Here is a 16,314-nt window from a genome sequence, read left to right as displayed (position 1 = left end):
ACTCTAAATAAACCGGCACCGCCCGTTATCGCGGAACCAAGCGGATGATGACATGTTAATGTTATCATCAAGTTGGGTGGCACCGCGAGCAGAACGCTCCTCGTCCCAATCGGACAGGGGCGTTCTTTGTCTTTTTCCCATAATAGAAAAGGAAGCGGTGAGTGGTATGTTGGATATCAAATGGATTCGGATGCATCAGGATCAAGTGAAGGAAGCGGCACAAAATAAAGGGGTGGAATGTCCCCTTGATGAGCTGCTTGAGGTAGATGAGAAGAAAAGGCTTCTACATCAACAAGTGGATCAGCTGCGAACAGAACGCAATCGTGCATCTGCTCAGATTGCTCAGTGTATGGCTGAGCAGAAAAAGGGAGAAGCTGAGGGTCTGAAAGATCAGGTCCGGGGCTGGAACCGAACATTAACGGAATACGAAGAGGGGCTTGCGAAACTGGAGGAGCGTTTCAAGGAGTTAATGCTTACCGTACCGAATCTGGTTTCACCTGAAACTCCAATCGGGGCTACCGATCAAGATAATGTTGTACGGAAAGTATTAGGTCAGCCTACCTCGTTTGAATTTGTGCCTCGTGATCATATGCAAATCGGTGAGGAGTTAGATTTATTCGATTTCCCTCGCGGAGTGAAGGTGGCTGGAAGCCGGAATTACTACCTCAAAGGGATGGGGCTTTATTTACACAGAGCTGTTCAACAGCTTGCTCTTGATCTGCTATCAGATCGAGGGTTCACGTTGATGGATGTCCCTTTGATGGTGCGGGAAGAGACGCTGCAGAATGCGGGCTTTTTCCCGGCTGGGAAGGACCAGACCTATGAATTACAGGATGAGAATAAATGGTTAGTAGGCACATCGGAAGGTCCGTTGGTTTCGTATTATGCAGATGAGATAATAGATTTATCAAAGGGGCCGATACAACTGGCAGCTGTATCGAATTGTTTCCGTAAAGAAGCGGGTTCGGCAGGTAGAGATGTACGCGGATTATATCGTGTTCATCAATTTGCCAAAGTCGAGCAAGTGATTCTTTGTGAGAATGATCCCGCCATTGCTAATCAAATGTTAGATCAAATCACACGGAATGCCGAAGATATTTTAGAATTACTTGAGCTTCCTTATCGTGTTGTTGCTGTATGTACGGGAGATATGGGCGCCAAAAACTACAAGCAGTATGACATTGAGACGTGGATGCCTAGCCGGAATAGCTATGGAGAAACGCACTCGTCGTCAAGCCTTCTGGACTTTCAAGCTCGCCGCAGTGGCTTACGTTATAGGGATAAGAGCGGTGAGCTGCGTTATTGCTATACCCTTAACAATACGGCTGTCGCCTCGCCAAGAATTCTTATTCCTTTACTTGAAAATCATCAGCAAGCAGATGGCTCAATCTATCTGCCACCAGCTCTGAGACCTTATATGAGAGGGCTCACAGTTATACCGAACAAATAAAATAACGTACCACATCCCTAGGAGATCCACTTTGGGCTGTGGTACGTTATCGTATGTTAATAACCTTCTGTTAAATCTACGACATTCATCATTTCGGTGCCATCTAATATAGCTCTTAGATTATGATAGAAAATGGTGGAAACTCGCTCTGTGTAGTGAGCGGAAGATCCAGCGATATGCGGAGTAATGATAACATTATCCATGTTCCATAGGGGAGAAGTTGACGGTAATGGCTCCTGCTCAAAAACATCGAGTGCTGCGCCTGCCAGCTGGCCTTCTTGCAGCGCATGGATCAAATCCTCTTCTTCAATGACATCACCGCGAGCCAGATTGATTAAGAAAGCACTTGGTTTCATTACGCGCAGATGTTCTTTGGTCAAGAAACCTCGCGTTTTAGCTGTACTAGGAAGTAGAAGCACGACGAAATCACTTTGTGTAAGCAAAGTTGTTAATCCTTCTTCTCCGCTGACCGTCGAATCGAAGGCAGGCCCAGGCGAACCAGAACGATTCAACCCAATGACAGTCATATCAAACGCCTTAGCTTTGCGAGCAACAGCTTCGCCGATTGCACCTGCACCAATAATGCCAATCGTTTTACCATAAAGCTCACCAAAACTGACTTGATTGTCCCATACTTTACTTTGCTGACGCTCATGAAGGAGATTCGCTTTACGAACCCATTGCAGCATAAGACTTAGCGTAAATTCACTCATCTGGATCGTATGTACCCCACGGGCATTGGTCAGAATGACATCACGCATGGCTAACTCTTGGAGAGGAAGCTTATCCACGCCGGCAGATATAGTTTGCATCCATTTCAGCTTGGTTGCCTGCTTGAGGGCGTCCGGATTCAAGCGGCCAGCCGTGATAATTACATCAGCATCTGCAATGTGTTCCCCAGCTTCACTTGAAGATTTAAACCAATAAAATTGACAGCGTTCCTTCAAGTCTTGCGGCATCTGCTGTTGCATGGTAGTCAAGTCCATCCCAGTAATGGCGACAATATTCATAGCATTTCAACTCCTTTAATTACATGATAAATCAAACCGAAAACGAAAGTAAACACCCCGAGAGCTCTCTGAGCCTCAGGGTGTCTCCATGCTAATAGTTCACACCAGGTGTGTAGTTGTTATTAGCGTTCCATAGAAGGAACTCATTCACGCCGTTTTCTTTCAAAGCACGTATTTGTTCTTCCACTTCATGTTTACCGTACTTGATATAACCAGGTACCCAAGAAGCTGTAAAATCTTGAATCCAAGGTCGAACAATGGGCTTCCAACCTTTCTTATCAATGGCTTCCAGTTTCTTGGTTGTATCCTTGGAGGCTCCATCGATCGTGACAAAAGGCGCTGCATCCGGCACTTTGGAGCCAAACCAGCCAGTGCTGTAATGACTTGGATAAATCATGGGAGCGATGACATCCACATTTTGAGAGATTTTCTCGAAATCTTGACCAATGCCTTCGGCTGCCGGAACAGAGGCCGCATAACCAAATATATCGACTGATACACGAACACCAAGCGGCTGTAATTGTTCTTTGGCATATTTGACGAAAGAAGCGACAGCATCAATACGTGAACGTTCATCCTTTGTATATTTGAGAATGTCAGCTCTTTTCTCGAAGCCTTCCGGGAATCGGACGTAGTCGAATTGAATTTCTTTAAATCCAGCTTTTACGGCTTCTTTTGCTACTGCGATATTGTAATCCCATACTTCTTTGTTATATGGATTTACGAAGCTGTCCGGTGGGTTTTTACCGTTACCCCACAGAGTGCCATCTGGATTGACGAAAGACCATTCTGGTTTCTTTTTGGCGAGAATCGTGTCTTTGAATACAACAATACGGCCAATTGGATAAATGTTATGTTCGTTCAAGGTGGTCATTAAACCTGGCATATTACCTATAATTTTCTGAGTCGTTCCCATGGCATCAAGCTCGGCGTTCCCTGTTTCCCATGTGATGTAGCCCCAATCATCTTTGACATCAATGACCAGTGAGTTCAGTTCTGTGTCGTCGAGCAGCTTCACAAGTGTACTGAGCCGAGATCCACCCGCACTATGGGCCGTGGCGTATATACCTTTAATTACGGGTGCGTCCTTCTGCGGATCCATTTTGTTTACAGGTGCTAAAGGATCTTTTTCTTGGGATGGTGTAGGTTGAACAATAGCAACTGCGTTCTTCGCATTCAGAGAAGCTTGCACGAGCTGTTCAAAGGTGGCATCCGGGTTAGCGGCCGTGACATTGCCCCAGATTAGGGCAAGTGAAGCAAGTAATATTTCCATGATGTATAAGTCCTCTCCAATCTTTGTTTCTAGCTTTTATTATAAAGCAAGCACGAAACTACGCACAGAGGAAATTTGTAGAGGTTTGTAGAAAGAAGGTAGCCGCCCATTGAAACTAGATAAACAAATTATTTCATTATCTGGCGTTAATTTTTTTTACTATGCTTCCAGTGCCATTTTATTGCCTTATTTACCTTTATATTTACAAAGTAAGGGCTATTCAGCTAGCGAGATTGGACTCCTCATGATGATTGGTCCGTTTATCTCCATATTCGCACAACCATTCTGGGGATATGTCAGCGACCGATTCAACTCAGTAAGGAATATCGTATTTTTACTTTGGAGCCTTTCCTTACTAGGAAGTTTTGGCTTGTTTTTAACAAAAGGTTTCGGGCTTACCCTTGGATTTATTTTAATGCTTTATTTCTTCTTGCTGCCATCCATTCCACTCATCGACAATTTGGTTGTCAAATCAACGTCGCATCGTGGGATGTCGTATGGATCCGTCCGTTTATGGGGTTCAATCGGATTCTCGGGTGTTGCTCTAATTTCGGGTCTTTTACTCGAAGAATTAGGTGGAGTAGCCAACATACCGTATTTTTATTGGGCGTTGTGGATCTTCCCATTTCTACTGCTAGCTTTTATCAAAGACGAGAAGGGCAGCGGACAGCGAATAACATTAAGTACGATCGGTACTATTTTCAAAAATAAAAACTTCTTATGGTTTATGATCATGGTTTTGATGATATCCATTCCTCATCGAATGAACGATGCACTACTAGGCTTATATCTGAGTAAACTAGGTGCTACGGACTCTATGGTAAGCTGGGCATGGGCCATTGCGGCTTGCACGGAAATTCCGGTATTTGCCTATATCAATCGGTACATACATCGTTATCACGAACTGACCATCCTAGGTCTCGTTTCGGTCTTATATACGATACGGTGGTTGCTCTACACGTTATTCAGCGATCCATGGGTGTTAATTGGTTTGCAGACGACACATATGCTCACCTTTGCTGTTTTGTGGATCGTTGCTGTACAGTACGTCGTGCGTCTGCTTCCTGAGCAATTTGGCTCAACAGGTCAATCTATTCTTGCTATGGTGTTCATGGGTCTTGCGGGAATTATCGGCGGTTCGGTGGGCGGATGGTTGAGTGAGCAGTGGGGAGGCGCTAGCATGTATGTATTTGCATCAGTCATGTCGGCAATAGCAGCAGGCATGTTTTTCGGTACTCAAGCCGTAATGCGTAGAAGAAGCTAATCATAAATAAAAACACCCGGTAGCAAAATTAGCCGGGTGTTTGGACTTATTTCTGAACTTGTCCTGATTCGGTATTCGTGACTTCTGCAGGATTAATCTCTTTACGGACCGGTACAGGCTGATCATCAGTAGCTGTATTACCGCCATTTCCATTCGTTGCATCTTTAAATTCACGAAACATTTTGCCAAAACCTCTGCCAAGTTCGGGCAGTTTATTAGGCCCAAACAAAAGAAGGGCAACAATTGCAATTAAGATGATGTGCCAAGGAGATAATGCTCCCATTCCAGACACCTCCATTAGTTTATCTTAGTACTATTATATCATGTTCTTATCATAACCTATATACACTAATTATTACAAACTCAATAACAATGTATGAATAAAGCATAGTTGAACAGAAAAAGACGCCCCTTAATGATAAAGGGCGTCTTTATGATGTTCCGTAATGCTGAACTGAATGATTTCCATGACATCTTCTGCTTCGAGCGCCTCAATGCCAAACCGGAGGACGATCTCGGAGTCCAGCTCATAGCTGGTTAAGAAGGGGTACAACTCGGGTGTTAATTTCATTACAATCCTGGATAATTTGACTGTCTCCACAAGCATCACCCTTCCAATCAAAAGATTAGAATACGAATTACGCCTGAACCACTCACGTTGAAACCAGAACTATATGAAATTAGTATCATTATAACACAATTCAACTTGGAATAAAGAGGCGGATTGCTCGATTATTTACTTAAGCTTGCGGAATTCTCCGACAACACCAACGGTTTCAACGATATTCACGAATGCTTTCGGGTCTATCTTCTTAATAATTCGCTTTAATTCTACGAGTTCATAGCGCGTAGTGACGGTCATTAGCATATCATGCTGCTGTTTCGTATAAGCGCCTTCTGTCTTAACTAAAGTAACACCTCTAGGCAGGAGAAGCAGTGCATTAATTAACTCATCCTTTTGTTTCGTTACAATGAAGGCGGTCACTTTGACGTGGCGAATATGTATGGCGTCGACGACTTTCCCGCTTATATAGATGGCCAGCATCGAGCAAAGAGCAAGATCCCAATTTTGCTTGAAATAGCCTAGTGCAACAATGACCACACCGTTCATGGATGAAAGAAGGGTTCCGAGAGGGAAATCAAATTTTCGAGTCAAAATCAAGCCAACAATATCAAAGCCTCCACTTGAGCCACCTATTCTTAAAGTGATACCGCTTCCTATTCCAATGAGTACTCCCCCAAAAACTGCACCAAGAATGGGTTCCTGCGCGACATAGCTTGTTGGTATAATTTGCATCAACCATGCCGTTAATATGACCGACGCTACACTGATCATAATAAATCTACGTCCAATTGAAACTAATCCCCAAATCATCAATGGCAGATTAAACAATAAATACAAGAAACCAATGTTAAAATTCGTAAAATAACCAATAATCATGGCAAATCCAGAAACCCCGCCGCTAAGCAGTTGGTGAGGAATGAGGAACATGTTGAAGCCGACCGCGACAAGCAGTGCGCCAATTAGAATAATGAAAGCGTCTAGCGCCTTTTTCAAAACAAATCACCTCTAAAATAGTATGCAGCATAAAGCAAGTATAATTCATTCTTCTAAAACTTCAATCATAATTTACCTTAGGTCAATTAAATGGACTTTAATGGAAATAAGTTAATCCTTTGTTAAGATTAAAAAAAGCTGTGTCCAATTCATGGACAACAGCTTAATAAAAACAAATAATTAACGTCTCTTGAAAGAGCCTGTCTTCTTAGATGTGCTAGGCTTACTAACAGATGGTTTAGTTACCTTGTTTGGTGTAGAACCATCATTTTTGCGGGTTGTAGAGTCGCTGCCTGAACTTGGCGTACCTGTACCGCTTTTGAAGCTGCCCGTTCGATCTGACGTTGTTGGCTTCTTATCCTTCGATACATCCGTTGTTGGAGTGGTCGTCTTGCCGCCGCCTGTATTATAAGACGGTGTCCGGGTATAGCCTCTATAATCATCGTAAGGCCGTTTATTATTGAACCATCCCCCGCCGAATAGGGATTGAAGCAGGGTGGCTGTCAAATAACCTTGCAAGAACGAGGAGTCGTAATGTGATTTGGCATATTCGATACTATCGATCTGAACAAGCGTATTTTTACTATCACTAGGATCCTTTTGGACGTTAATGACCTTATCATTATAAACAAGGAACATTTGATCTTCAGATTCCTTGCTCTTTTCCTTCGGTGACTCTTTTGATGCTAGTTCAGCTGCAACAGCAGGGACGCTTTTGTTTTCAACTAGATAAACCTTGGAGAGATTGCTCCCTTTGCCGTCAACACTAACTAACGGATATTGATCTTTGATATAACGTCCGGCATCAGCGCCACACGCGGTAAGAAGGGCGATGATCAATAAGAAAGAAACCCATGAAGTCCATCTTTTCACTTTTCAGTAATCCCTCCTTTCCAAACATTTCTAATGATAACATAGGTTGTCTAGGGCGTCGATTTCAAAAATTTAATCTGATTGCCCGGCGTGCGCTCTCCTTCAAGAGCAATAAATTTGCCATCCTGCCATTGGAGGAAGAAGAATCTACGTTCCGGTCCAAAATATCTCCAAAAGATGATGTCGTCTCCGCTGCGGAAGTCGGTGTTTCCTTCCGTTCGAGTGACATCATTGCGATGAAACTCCAATTCGAAGGTAACATCTTCGTCAAGCTCCAAACGAGTAGGGACATCATTCGGATCGTCTAGTGCGCCTTCGACAAAGCTGCAAAGGAAACAGTCATAGGTTCGCCCTTTTTCCACAATCAAACACTGAATATTTTTGCCGCTTTGTAAATAATAAGCGTAACGATGTGGAGCAAACCCGCGGTCAAAATAAATGACCTTGCCGGAAACAACGTACTCCTCTAAGTCTACATTAACAATATCCCCTACTCGGGCATCTTCAAGTGGATTACCTATAGGTGTTGTTGTTGGTTCTTGTTTTTGACTACGCAGGATGCTGCTGACTCGTTTAAATATGGACATTGAAAACTCTCCTCTGTTCCGTTTATTGTTCTACCTTGTAATACGTTTAGCTTATGCGTTAGGTTTCGTTCTCATTATGTAAGACGCTACTGGAAATGTGTGTATGACTTGTGCTATAATATTTTAGATGTTCTTAAGGGCGGCCAGTTGGATCATGGAAGATGTTAAATCGAAAGTGTATTCCACCAATAAAACTATAGACACGGATAGGAAGTCGTACTTAAGGGTAAAAAAGATACAAGGCATTAGCCTGCCCTGTACAAAAGGAGATTGAATATATTTGAAAACATTTCAAGAGTTTGGTTTAGAGCCAACGATTTTACGCGCTATTACCGAGATGGGCTTTGAAGAGTCCACGCCGATCCAAGAAAAAACGATTCCTTTGGCCATGGAAGGCCGGGATTTAATCGGGCAAGCGCAAACAGGAACAGGTAAAACAGCTGCTTTCGGTATTCCGCTTATTCACAAAATCAATATGAAAGAAGAGCGCATTTCTGCTCTTATCATGTGTCCTACACGGGAACTTGCCATCCAGGTTGCGGAAGAGATTGAGAAACTCGGTCGTTTCAAAGGCATTCGTTCCTTGCCCATCTATGGTGGACAGGATATCGTTAAACAAATTCGTGCATTGAAGAAAAAACCGCAAATCATTATCGGTACACCGGGACGTCTGCTTGACCATATTAACCGTAAAACAATTAAATTAGACGACGTACAAACAGTGGTTTTGGATGAAGCGGATGAAATGCTAGACATGGGTTTCATGGATGATATCCAGTCCATTTTGAAATTGGTTCCAGAAGAGCGTCACACGATGTTGTTCTCAGCAACAATGCCAACTAATATTCAAAAATTGGCACAACAGTTTCTTCGTAACCCTGAGCACGTATCGGTTATCCCGAAACAAGTTAGTGCACCATTGATTGACCAAGCATATATCGAATTGCACGAAAAACAAAAATTCGAAGCGCTTAGCCGTTTGATCGACATGGAAGCTCCAGATCTTGCCATCATCTTCGGTCGTACCAAACGCCGGGTTGATGAATTGGCAGAAGCTCTTCAAAAAAGAGGCTATGCAGCTGAAGGTCTTCATGGTGACTTATCCCAAAATCAACGCGATAATGTGATGAGAAAATTCCGTGACGGCAGCATTGATGTACTTGTAGCAACAGACGTTGCTGCGCGTGGTCTAGATGTATCTGGCGTTACTCATGTCATTAACTTTGACCTTCCGCAAGATCCAGAAAGCTATGTTCACCGTATCGGTCGTACAGGCCGCGCTGGTAAAGAAGGTACAGCTTGGACTTTTGTAACACCTAGAGAAATCGATCACCTGCACTTTATCGAGAAAGTTACACGCCACAAAATTAACAAAAAACCATTACCTAGCTTGGCTGAAGCCATTGAAGGTAAACAAAAAATGACTGCTGAGCGTATTCTTGATGTGCTTCAAAATGATACACAAGCAGAATTCAAAGGCTTAGCTATTCAAATGTTAGAGCAATATGATTCCGTAAATCTTCTTGCTGCAGCTATGAAGCTTCTGACAGGCGACAAAAAGGAAACGAATATTGAGTTAACACCTGAAGATCCGATTCGTGCAAGAAAGAAAAAATTCGATGTTCGCAGCTCAGGTAGACGAGTTGGCGGCGGCTATGGCTCATCAAGTTCAGGTTCAGGAGATCGTCGTCAAGGTGGCGGATATAGCTCAGGTGCTGGCTCCAGCAGCTCGAACTCCCGTTACCCGCGTAAAGATAGCAGAGATTACGGTTCAAACAGAGAAGGTGGAAGCAGTTCATCTTCCAGAAACCGTGAATACGGAAGCAACAACTCCGGTAACCGCGATCGTTCCAGAGCTCCACGTAAGAGCGAAGATACATTAGTGAATAAATAAGGGGAATAACCCCAATAAAAGAAAGGCGGAGATCCAGAAGGATCTTCGCCTTTTTGTTATGAATTATATGGTTTACAGTACGAAAGAACTAGTGATGATAACGAGCAAGATGAAGAGAACCAAAATAGCACCTACGGATGTTCCAACTGGATGAGACATAGTATCGACCTCCTGAAAATGATTTGGGGGTAGTTCTTTTTGATAATACTATACTATGTAAAAGTACCTAGAACGACTAGACATCTACCTATATGTTCAAAAATAGGCTATAATTAAACTAATGTAAAAGTAGGACAACTTAAGATGTATGCGTTTCAACAATCAACGTAGAAAGTTTCCGGAAGGAAACGCTAAGGAGGAAGCAGTTTTGGAGTTTAGAGGAGTTATGGGAGGACTGTACAGAATATCGGAGTGGATTATGCGTTTATCGGTCATTAATCTGCTCTGGATGCTATGTTCGATTCCGGTTTTCTTTTTTGCTTTTATGGGCTTAGTGAGTCCATCCGTTGATGCATTGAAGGCATCGCTACCCATTATCGCCATTTTGGCACCGTTTACTTTATTTCCTGCAACTTCCGCGATGTTTGCCGTTGCTCGGAAATGGGTTACGGGAGAAGAAGATGTACCACTATTGAAAACATTTTTCCGTGGATATAAAGAAAACTACCTGCAGAGCATGGTAGGTGGCATTTTCTTCGTAATCATTTTCGTTATCATTGCGGTGAATTACTTCTTTTATTTGAAACAGGGGAGTTCACTGAAATTATTGGCCGTATTATTTATCGCTTTCACGGTCATTATTATCATTTCTTTGTTCAATTTCTTCTCGATTATGGTTCATTTGCATATGAAGGTTTTACAAATTTTGAAGAATGCTGTATTGATTACCATTGGTAATCCAATCAATTCGATTGTTCTGCTGCTTTGTAACGGAGCCATTCTTTATATTTGTCTGACCAAATTTAATTTCTTTCTTGTCGTTTTCTTTATGGGAAGTATAATGGCGACTTTTTCGTTCTGGCAGTTTAACCGCAGCTTCACCAAACTCCAAACGAAACAGCAAGAACTAGAAGAGAAGGAACAACAGAGACTGGCTGAAGCGCAAGAAGAGGAAGCACAAAATGAAGCAGAAGCTATAACTGAAGGTGAAGAAGATAGTAAGCCGGAAGTTAGCTTGCATAAAAAAGATGAGAATGAAAAGACTAAAGACTAAACCTACCAGTTGATAATCAACCGGTACGGCACTATAATAAGAAATACAAAAGAATCCTGCGATGTACGTAACGGTTTTAAGTTGTTTTAAACCAATGACTGTTTCTAGGGAGACCTACATTGAAGTGTGGCTGACATGCCCTCGAAAGGGGACCTCAAATACACCTCTGCGGACACCCACCTGCGAGAGCGGGTTTGAAGCACCAAAACCGGACGGCATAGGCGGGTTTTTTTGCATTAAAAAGAGGTTGAACAGGTAATTTCCTGTTTCAACCTCTTTTTTTAGTTTATGTTCAATGACCAGCCAAATCACTTAACTGATGGAATGTGTTCTGAAGTGTTCCATAAAGACCGCGATATATTTGATAGTACGCTTCATATTGTTTTTGATTATCAACATTTGGTTCTACGCGATCAGTGACATGAATCCATTTCTCACAGAGAGTTGTTATATCCTCTTGTAGTACGCCGGAAGCAGCCATGATAGCAGCGCCATACGCAGGGCCGTCTGTAGAATTTACAGTGACCACAGGGATACCGAAGATGTCGGCAATCATTTGACGCCAGAATGGACTCCTGGCGCCGCCGCCATTCACGCGGAGTTCGGTGACTTCAACGCCGGACTCGCGGATTAGTTGCAGCGAGTCGCGGAGCCCGAAGGTAATGCCTTCGAGAACGGCACGGGTGAGATGTGCTTTCTCATGCCGTAGGTTTAGACCGATGAAGGCGCCTCGAGCCTTCGGATCGGGGTGCGGTGTTCGCTCTCCGGATAAGTAGGGCAGGAATAGCAAGCCCTCGCTCCCAAGGGGAGCTGTGGCTGCTGCAGACGTCAGGATCTCGTAGACGTCTTTGCCTTCCTTCTGCGCACGCTCAAGCTCCTCGTGCGCAAAGTGGTTGCGCCACCACTGGAACGAGCCGCCCGCGGCCAGCATCACCCCCATACGGTGCCACTTGCCAGGCACACCGTGACAGAAGGAATGAAGCCGATAAGCTTCATCTACTTGATAGGTGTCGTCGTGAACGAAGACGACACCGGACGTGCCGAGCGCCACGGAGGCGATGCCTTGGCGTACGACGCCAACACCTACGGCGCCGCAAGCTTGGTCGCCGCCGCCTGCGACGACCTTGGTGCCTGCGGCTAGGCCAGTTAGGCTGGCCGCTTCCGGCAGCAGGTATCCGGCCACGTCGCCGGACTCATAAAGCGGCGGCAGCCATTCCATAGGAATGTCCAGCCGCTCAGTGACGGTCTGCGACCAGCTGCGGTGCGCGACGTCCAGCAGCAGGGTGCCGCTTGCGTCGGCCATGTCCATGCCGAACGCTCCCGTCAGGCGCAGCCTGACGTAGTCCTTCGGCAGCAGCAGATGCCGAACGCGCGCGTAGTTCTCCGGCTCATGCTGCCGGAGCCAAATGACCTTGGGCGCGGTGAAGCCGGTCAGCGCCCGGTTGCCCGTTAGTCGGCCGAGTTCGGCTTCGCCGACGGTCGACTCGATGTAAGCACACTGCTCCGCGGTGCGCTGGTCACACCACAGCAGCGCAGGCCGGATGACCTGCTGCTCCTCGTCCAGGAACACCGACCCGTGCATTTGGCCGGAGAAGCCGATACCAGCGACGGCTTCGCCAGCGATGCTTGTTTTCTCTAAAAGAGCACGGATCCCCTTGACTGTGGCGTTATACCAATCCTCCGGATGTTGCTCTGCCCATCCCGGATGGGGCTGCTGAAGCGGATATTCTACGCTATGGCTGCCAATTACCTGACCAGAGTCATCCACAAGAATGCATTTGACTGCTGAAGTTCCTAAATCTAAGCCCATGAAATATGACATGAAGATGCCTCCTTGTTAAATTGTTAGAGTTTGGTATTTCCTTTGATATTCTTTGTTTGTTTAATAAATATACAAAGATTATTAATTATTATATTCGCACGATATAACGAAAATCCTGCTTACGGGGATATTTTATTTCCATATTAAATTCATTTCATGCCACTGGATGCCAGCATGTTTAGAAACGGATGGAGCTACATAAAGAAATCCATTTTTTTCATAGAATGAAATTAAATGCTCTTCACACATTAAAACAATCCCTATTAAATCATCTTTTCTGGCTATTTCGATGATACGTTGCAGAAGTTCAGTGGCTATCCCGCGTCGTTGGAAGGACGGATGAACGGCTATGGTCAAAACACAGAGGTATTGTCCGTCCTCAGCATGCTGTGTCTCCTGCTTGATACTTTCATCAGTTAATTCTTTATTATGTATCTTTACGCTATTGGTTGCGCCGATAATTTGATGGTCTTGCTCATTTTCTGCCACAAGAAAATAGGATCCAAAAACATGCTTTCTCATTTGAAAAGCTTCTAATGTAGCAGCCGCCTCCTGAGAGAAGACAGAAGTCTCTATTTCATAAGCCTTTCTTATCTCTTCATCACTTTCAACTGGGCGAATTAGCATCCTTAGATTCCTCCTTCTAAAAAAACTTTCCTAAGGGAAAATGTTTTTTATATGCACATGATTGTTTACCTATAGCATAAGATAGGGGCATATAGTATAATCATAAATAAAGTTTCCTTTGAACAACATTATTGGTCTTGTGAAAGAAGGGTAATCAGATGGGTATAGCATATAAAAAACCAGAGCAAGAGTCCAGTGGATGGAAGGGCAACACGTCAATGCCTAGTCTGCCTGAAGTCCATCATAGTATGCGCGTACCAAAGAAAGCAGGCTTTTTCCGTAAACTGCTTGCTTTTGTAGGTCCGGGCTATCTCGTAGCCGTAGGGTATATGGATCCGGGAAATTGGGCGACTGATTTAGCAGGTGGTTCGCAATTCGGATATACATTGCTTTCTGTTATTTTAATATCAAATTTAATGGCGATTCTGCTGCAAGCTTTGTCTGGCCGTCTAGGAATTGTTACAGGTCGAGACTTAGCGCAAGCTTGTCGTGATCATTATAGTAAACCAGTTTCATTCGGACTATGGTTATTATGTGAGTTAGCTATTGCAGCATGTGATCTAGCTGAAGTCATTGGTGCTGCGATTGCCTTACAGTTGCTATTCGGTATACCGCTTATTTATGGAGTCATTCTTACTTCGTTAGATGTTTTATTGGTTCTTATGCTGCAAAAAAAGGGTTTCCGATATATTGAAGCCATGGTCATTAGTTTAATCGCTCTAATTACTTTTTGTTTCGTGATGGAACTTATTTTCTCGAGACCTGACTTTGCAGCTGTTGCCGTTGGTTTCATTCCTAAAACGGAAATTGTAACGAATCCTGCTATGTTATATATCGCCCTAGGTATTCTAGGAGCTACTGTCATGCCTCATAATTTATATTTGCATTCTTCTATCGTCCAAACACGCAAAATCGAGCCGACGGTAGAAGGTAAACGTGAAGCAATTAAGTTTGCCACAATAGATTCGACGGTAGCTTTAATGCTGGCTTTGTTCGTCAATGCCGCGATACTCATTCTTTCTGCAGCGGCTTTTCATTCAGCAGGTAAGGAAGTAGCAGAGATACAAGATGCTTATCACCTTTTGGGACCTATGCTGGGCACGGGCGCCGCGAGTATTCTATTTGCAATTGCACTCCTAGCTTCAGGGCAAAATTCTACACTTACAGGTACATTAGCCGGCCAAATTGTCATGGAGGGCTTCCTTAATATTAGACTCACACCTTGGCTGCGCCGATTGATAACTCGAATGATCGCGATCGTTCCAGCGGTCATTGTCATCGGTATTTATGGAGAGAGCGGCGCTACCGATTTACTCATTCTCAGTCAGGTCATTTTATCCTTGCAGCTTTCCTTTGCAGTTATACCGCTTGTTACGTTCACTTCGGACCGAAAGAAGATGGGGGAGCTTGTAACGCCAAAGTGGATGATTTTACTAAGTTGGTTTGTAGCTATTTTGATAGCAGGATTGAATGCTTACTTACTTTACGCCACTTTTTTTGGGTAATAAAATAGGGCATATAAATGGAAAATCGGAGGAGCGATCCTCCGATTTTTATTTCCCCTCTTTTTCTTAAGCCTAAACAATGGTAAGATAGAGAGCAGTGTAGAAATGGCAAGTGGTCTATATGTACTTCATTGAAGGGGGAAAAGGCTTTTGCTTAAGAGAACTTTAATCGGATTACTTCGCAGTCATGAAACGACCGGAGATAAAGCCAAAGATCCTTTGCTTAAAACAAGATATTATAAGCTTCCTAAAGAACAAGTATGGGAAGAAGTCACTGCCGTTCTGAAAAAAACGCCGGGCTATAAACTTCTCCACGAAGTTCAAAATGTAGGCGAAATTCTCGCGGAACGTAAAACAATGACTGGACGAACACAGGATGTTACGTTAACGCTATTTGGGATTAATCCCGTGAAAACCGCGGTAGACATTTATTCAGCATCCCGAGGCTCAATGGGGGATCTGGGTTCCAATTACCGTACTATTATAGATATTTATAAACAATTAGACAGAAAGCTTGCTCCATATAAGATTGAAGGATAACAAAAACAAAAACAAAAACAGCAGGGAAGCTAGGCCTCCTTGCTGTTTTATTTTGTGCTTATTAAACTAATTTTTTCACAGCTTCAACGGCTGTTTCATAATTAGGGTGAGCTGTCATTTCGCCTAGGTACTCAACGTATTGAACGGTATCATTCGCGTCGATAACAAAAATGGAACGCATATCAAGTTGAAGTTCTTTGATCAATACGCCATAAGCTTCGCCGAAGGATTTTGTTTTGTAATCGGACAAAGTGATCACTTTGTCAATACCTGCCGCACCACACCAGCGGGATTGTGCAAAAGGAAGATCAACACTGATAGTCAGAACAGCAACATTGTCGCCTAGACCTGCTGCTTCTTCATTGAAGCGGCGAGTTTGTGCATCACAAACGCCTGTATCCAAAGAGGGAACAACGCTGATCAGCTTTACTTTACCTGCATAATCTGCGAGGGAAACTTGAGTCATCAAATCTTTGTTTACTGTGAAGTTAGGTGCTTTGTCACCCACTTTAATTTCAGGTCCTACCAAAGTAATCGGATTGCCTTTAATGGTAGCAACACCAGTACGTTCTTGTGCCATGTGAACTGTTTCCTCCTTTAATTTCCATACTGAATAACAACTTATTTATTATAAGCTTTTTGAACTTAGGTTGTCCAATCGTTACTGTAAGGCTATAATTTAAATGTTTAAAGATCGC

General features: G+C 43.7%; 16 protein-coding genes and 1 other RNA gene. 7 read left to right on the top strand and 10 right to left on the bottom strand.

The genetic code is table 11. The features are described 5' to 3' along the window. The first annotated feature begins 166 nt into the window (after positions 1 to 166). Positions 167 to 1,450 carry a serine--tRNA ligase gene (gene serS, locus ASD40_RS31105; RefSeq protein WP_057306982.1) on the top strand — a complete coding sequence of 428 codons (1,284 nt, stop codon included), beginning with the start codon at positions 167 to 169 and terminating at the stop codon, positions 1,448 to 1,450. A gap of 56 nt (positions 1,451 to 1,506) precedes the next feature. On the opposite strand, the gene ASD40_RS31100 is transcribed toward serS, so the two are convergent. Together ASD40_RS31100 and ASD40_RS31095 are read right to left on the bottom strand one after the other, a co-directional pair. After that, positions 1,507 to 2,460, bottom strand: coding sequence for a D-2-hydroxyacid dehydrogenase (locus ASD40_RS31100; protein WP_057306981.1), 954 nt, complete (start codon positions 2,458 to 2,460; stop codon positions 1,507 to 1,509). Positions 2,461 to 2,551: 91 nt separating this feature from the next. Next, on the bottom strand, positions 2,552 to 3,733 hold the full coding sequence (locus ASD40_RS31095; protein WP_057306980.1) for a putative glycoside hydrolase: 1,182 nt from the start codon (positions 3,731 to 3,733) through the stop codon (positions 2,552 to 2,554). A 109-nt stretch (positions 3,734 to 3,842) separates the two neighbouring features. On the opposite strand from ASD40_RS31095, the gene ASD40_RS31090 reads away from it, so the two are divergent. Beyond that, positions 3,843 to 4,997 (top strand): MFS transporter, encoded by a 1,155-nt coding sequence (locus tag ASD40_RS31090; RefSeq protein ID WP_057306979.1) that lies wholly within the window; start codon positions 3,843 to 3,845, stop codon positions 4,995 to 4,997. Between the two features lie 46 nt (positions 4,998 to 5,043). Here the strand turns inward: ASD40_RS31090 and ASD40_RS31085 are convergent, their stop codons facing one another. The 5 genes from ASD40_RS31085 to ASD40_RS31065 all read right to left on the bottom strand — a co-directional run bounded on the left by ASD40_RS31085 (position 5,044) and on the right by ASD40_RS31065 (position 8,015). Further along, positions 5,044 to 5,280 (bottom strand): Sec-independent protein translocase subunit TatA/TatB, encoded by a 237-nt coding sequence (locus tag ASD40_RS31085; RefSeq protein WP_057306978.1) that lies wholly within the window; start codon positions 5,278 to 5,280, stop codon positions 5,044 to 5,046. A 129-nt stretch (positions 5,281 to 5,409) separates the two neighbouring features. Beyond that, positions 5,410 to 5,604, bottom strand: a complete 195-nt coding sequence (locus ASD40_RS31080) for a hypothetical protein (protein ID WP_029193437.1) — start codon at positions 5,602 to 5,604, stop codon at positions 5,410 to 5,412. A gap of 129 nt (positions 5,605 to 5,733) precedes the next feature. Beyond that, the gene (locus tag ASD40_RS31075; RefSeq protein WP_057306977.1) at positions 5,734 to 6,555 is read right to left on the bottom strand and encodes a YitT family protein; all 822 of its coding nucleotides are present in this window, start codon (positions 6,553 to 6,555) and stop codon (positions 5,734 to 5,736) included. A 180-nt stretch (positions 6,556 to 6,735) separates the two neighbouring features. Beyond that, positions 6,736 to 7,428 carry a DUF4247 domain-containing protein gene (locus ASD40_RS31070; RefSeq protein WP_057306976.1) on the bottom strand — a complete coding sequence of 231 codons (693 nt, stop codon included), beginning with the start codon at positions 7,426 to 7,428 and terminating at the stop codon, positions 6,736 to 6,738. Positions 7,429 to 7,478: 50 nt separating this feature from the next. Further along, positions 7,479 to 8,015 (bottom strand): DUF4178 domain-containing protein, encoded by a 537-nt coding sequence (locus ASD40_RS31065; RefSeq protein WP_057306975.1) that lies wholly within the window; start codon positions 8,013 to 8,015, stop codon positions 7,479 to 7,481. Between the two features lie 280 nt (positions 8,016 to 8,295). On the opposite strand from ASD40_RS31065, the gene ASD40_RS31060 reads away from it, so the two are divergent. The 3 genes from ASD40_RS31060 to ssrS all read left to right on the top strand — a co-directional run bounded on the left by ASD40_RS31060 (position 8,296) and on the right by ssrS (position 11,354). Further along, complete coding sequence (locus ASD40_RS31060; RefSeq protein ID WP_057306974.1) at positions 8,296 to 9,909, top strand: DEAD/DEAH box helicase; 1,614 nt, start codon at positions 8,296 to 8,298, stop codon at positions 9,907 to 9,909. A gap of 367 nt (positions 9,910 to 10,276) precedes the next feature. Beyond that, complete coding sequence (locus tag ASD40_RS31055) at positions 10,277 to 11,122, top strand: YesL family protein (protein WP_057306973.1); 846 nt, start codon at positions 10,277 to 10,279, stop codon at positions 11,120 to 11,122. Between the two features lie 50 nt (positions 11,123 to 11,172). Further along, positions 11,173 to 11,354, top strand: a non-coding RNA gene (gene ssrS / locus ASD40_RS36215) — 6S RNA. Positions 11,355 to 11,414: 60 nt separating this feature from the next. Here the strand turns inward: ssrS and xylB are convergent. After that, on the bottom strand, positions 11,415 to 12,944 hold the full coding sequence (gene xylB, locus ASD40_RS31050; RefSeq protein WP_057306972.1) for a xylulokinase: 1,530 nt from the start codon (positions 12,942 to 12,944) through the stop codon (positions 11,415 to 11,417). A 132-nt stretch (positions 12,945 to 13,076) separates the two neighbouring features. Continuing rightward, positions 13,077 to 13,571, bottom strand: a complete 495-nt coding sequence (locus ASD40_RS31045; protein ID WP_057306971.1) for a GNAT family N-acetyltransferase — start codon at positions 13,569 to 13,571, stop codon at positions 13,077 to 13,079. A 158-nt stretch (positions 13,572 to 13,729) separates the two neighbouring features. Here ASD40_RS31045 and ASD40_RS31040 point away from each other — a divergent pair, with 158 nt between their 5' ends. Both ASD40_RS31040 and ASD40_RS31035 read left to right on the top strand, forming a co-directional pair. Further along, positions 13,730 to 15,076, top strand: a complete 1,347-nt coding sequence (locus ASD40_RS31040; protein WP_057306970.1) for an Nramp family divalent metal transporter — start codon at positions 13,730 to 13,732, stop codon at positions 15,074 to 15,076. Between the two features lie 150 nt (positions 15,077 to 15,226). After that, positions 15,227 to 15,616 (top strand): DUF1499 domain-containing protein, encoded by a 390-nt coding sequence (locus ASD40_RS31035; protein WP_029193446.1) that lies wholly within the window; start codon positions 15,227 to 15,229, stop codon positions 15,614 to 15,616. Between the two features lie 61 nt (positions 15,617 to 15,677). On the opposite strand, the gene tpx is transcribed toward ASD40_RS31035, so the two are convergent. Next, entirely contained in the window at positions 15,678 to 16,196 is a 519-nt protein-coding gene (gene tpx / locus ASD40_RS31030; protein ID WP_057306969.1) for a thiol peroxidase, read from the bottom strand. Positions 16,197 to 16,314 lie beyond the last annotated feature (118 nt).

It is taken from the genome of Paenibacillus sp. Root444D2, from assembly GCF_001426375.1.
Lineage (GTDB): Bacteria > Bacillota > Bacilli > Paenibacillales > NBRC-103111 > Paenibacillus_E.
Note: the sequence above shows the minus strand (reverse complement) of the source record. Positions and strands in the feature narration are given on the sequence as shown.

Coding starts and splice junctions, on each gene's coding strand:
- ASD40_RS31045 (WP_057306971.1), bottom strand. CDS start 13,571: ATGCTAATTCGCCCAGTTGAAAGTGATGAAGAGATAAGAAAGGCTTAT.
- ASD40_RS31065 (WP_057306975.1), bottom strand. CDS start 8,015: ATGTCCATATTTAAACGAGTCAGCAGCATCCTGCGTAGTCAAAAACAA.
- ASD40_RS31040 (WP_057306970.1), top strand. CDS start 13,730: ATGGGTATAGCATATAAAAAACCAGAGCAAGAGTCCAGTGGATGGAAG.
- ASD40_RS31080 (WP_029193437.1), bottom strand. CDS start 5,604: ATGCTTGTGGAGACAGTCAAATTATCCAGGATTGTAATGAAATTAACA.
- ASD40_RS31085 (WP_057306978.1), bottom strand. CDS start 5,280: ATGGGAGCATTATCTCCTTGGCACATCATCTTAATTGCAATTGTTGCC.
- ASD40_RS31095 (WP_057306980.1), bottom strand. CDS start 3,733: ATGGAAATATTACTTGCTTCACTTGCCCTAATCTGGGGCAATGTCACG.
- tpx (WP_057306969.1), bottom strand. CDS start 16,196: ATGGCACAAGAACGTACTGGTGTTGCTACCATTAAAGGCAATCCGATT.
- xylB (WP_057306972.1), bottom strand. CDS start 12,944: ATGTCATATTTCATGGGCTTAGATTTAGGAACTTCAGCAGTCAAATGC.
- serS (WP_057306982.1), top strand. CDS start 167: ATGTTGGATATCAAATGGATTCGGATGCATCAGGATCAAGTGAAGGAA.
- ASD40_RS31100 (WP_057306981.1), bottom strand. CDS start 2,460: ATGAATATTGTCGCCATTACTGGGATGGACTTGACTACCATGCAACAG.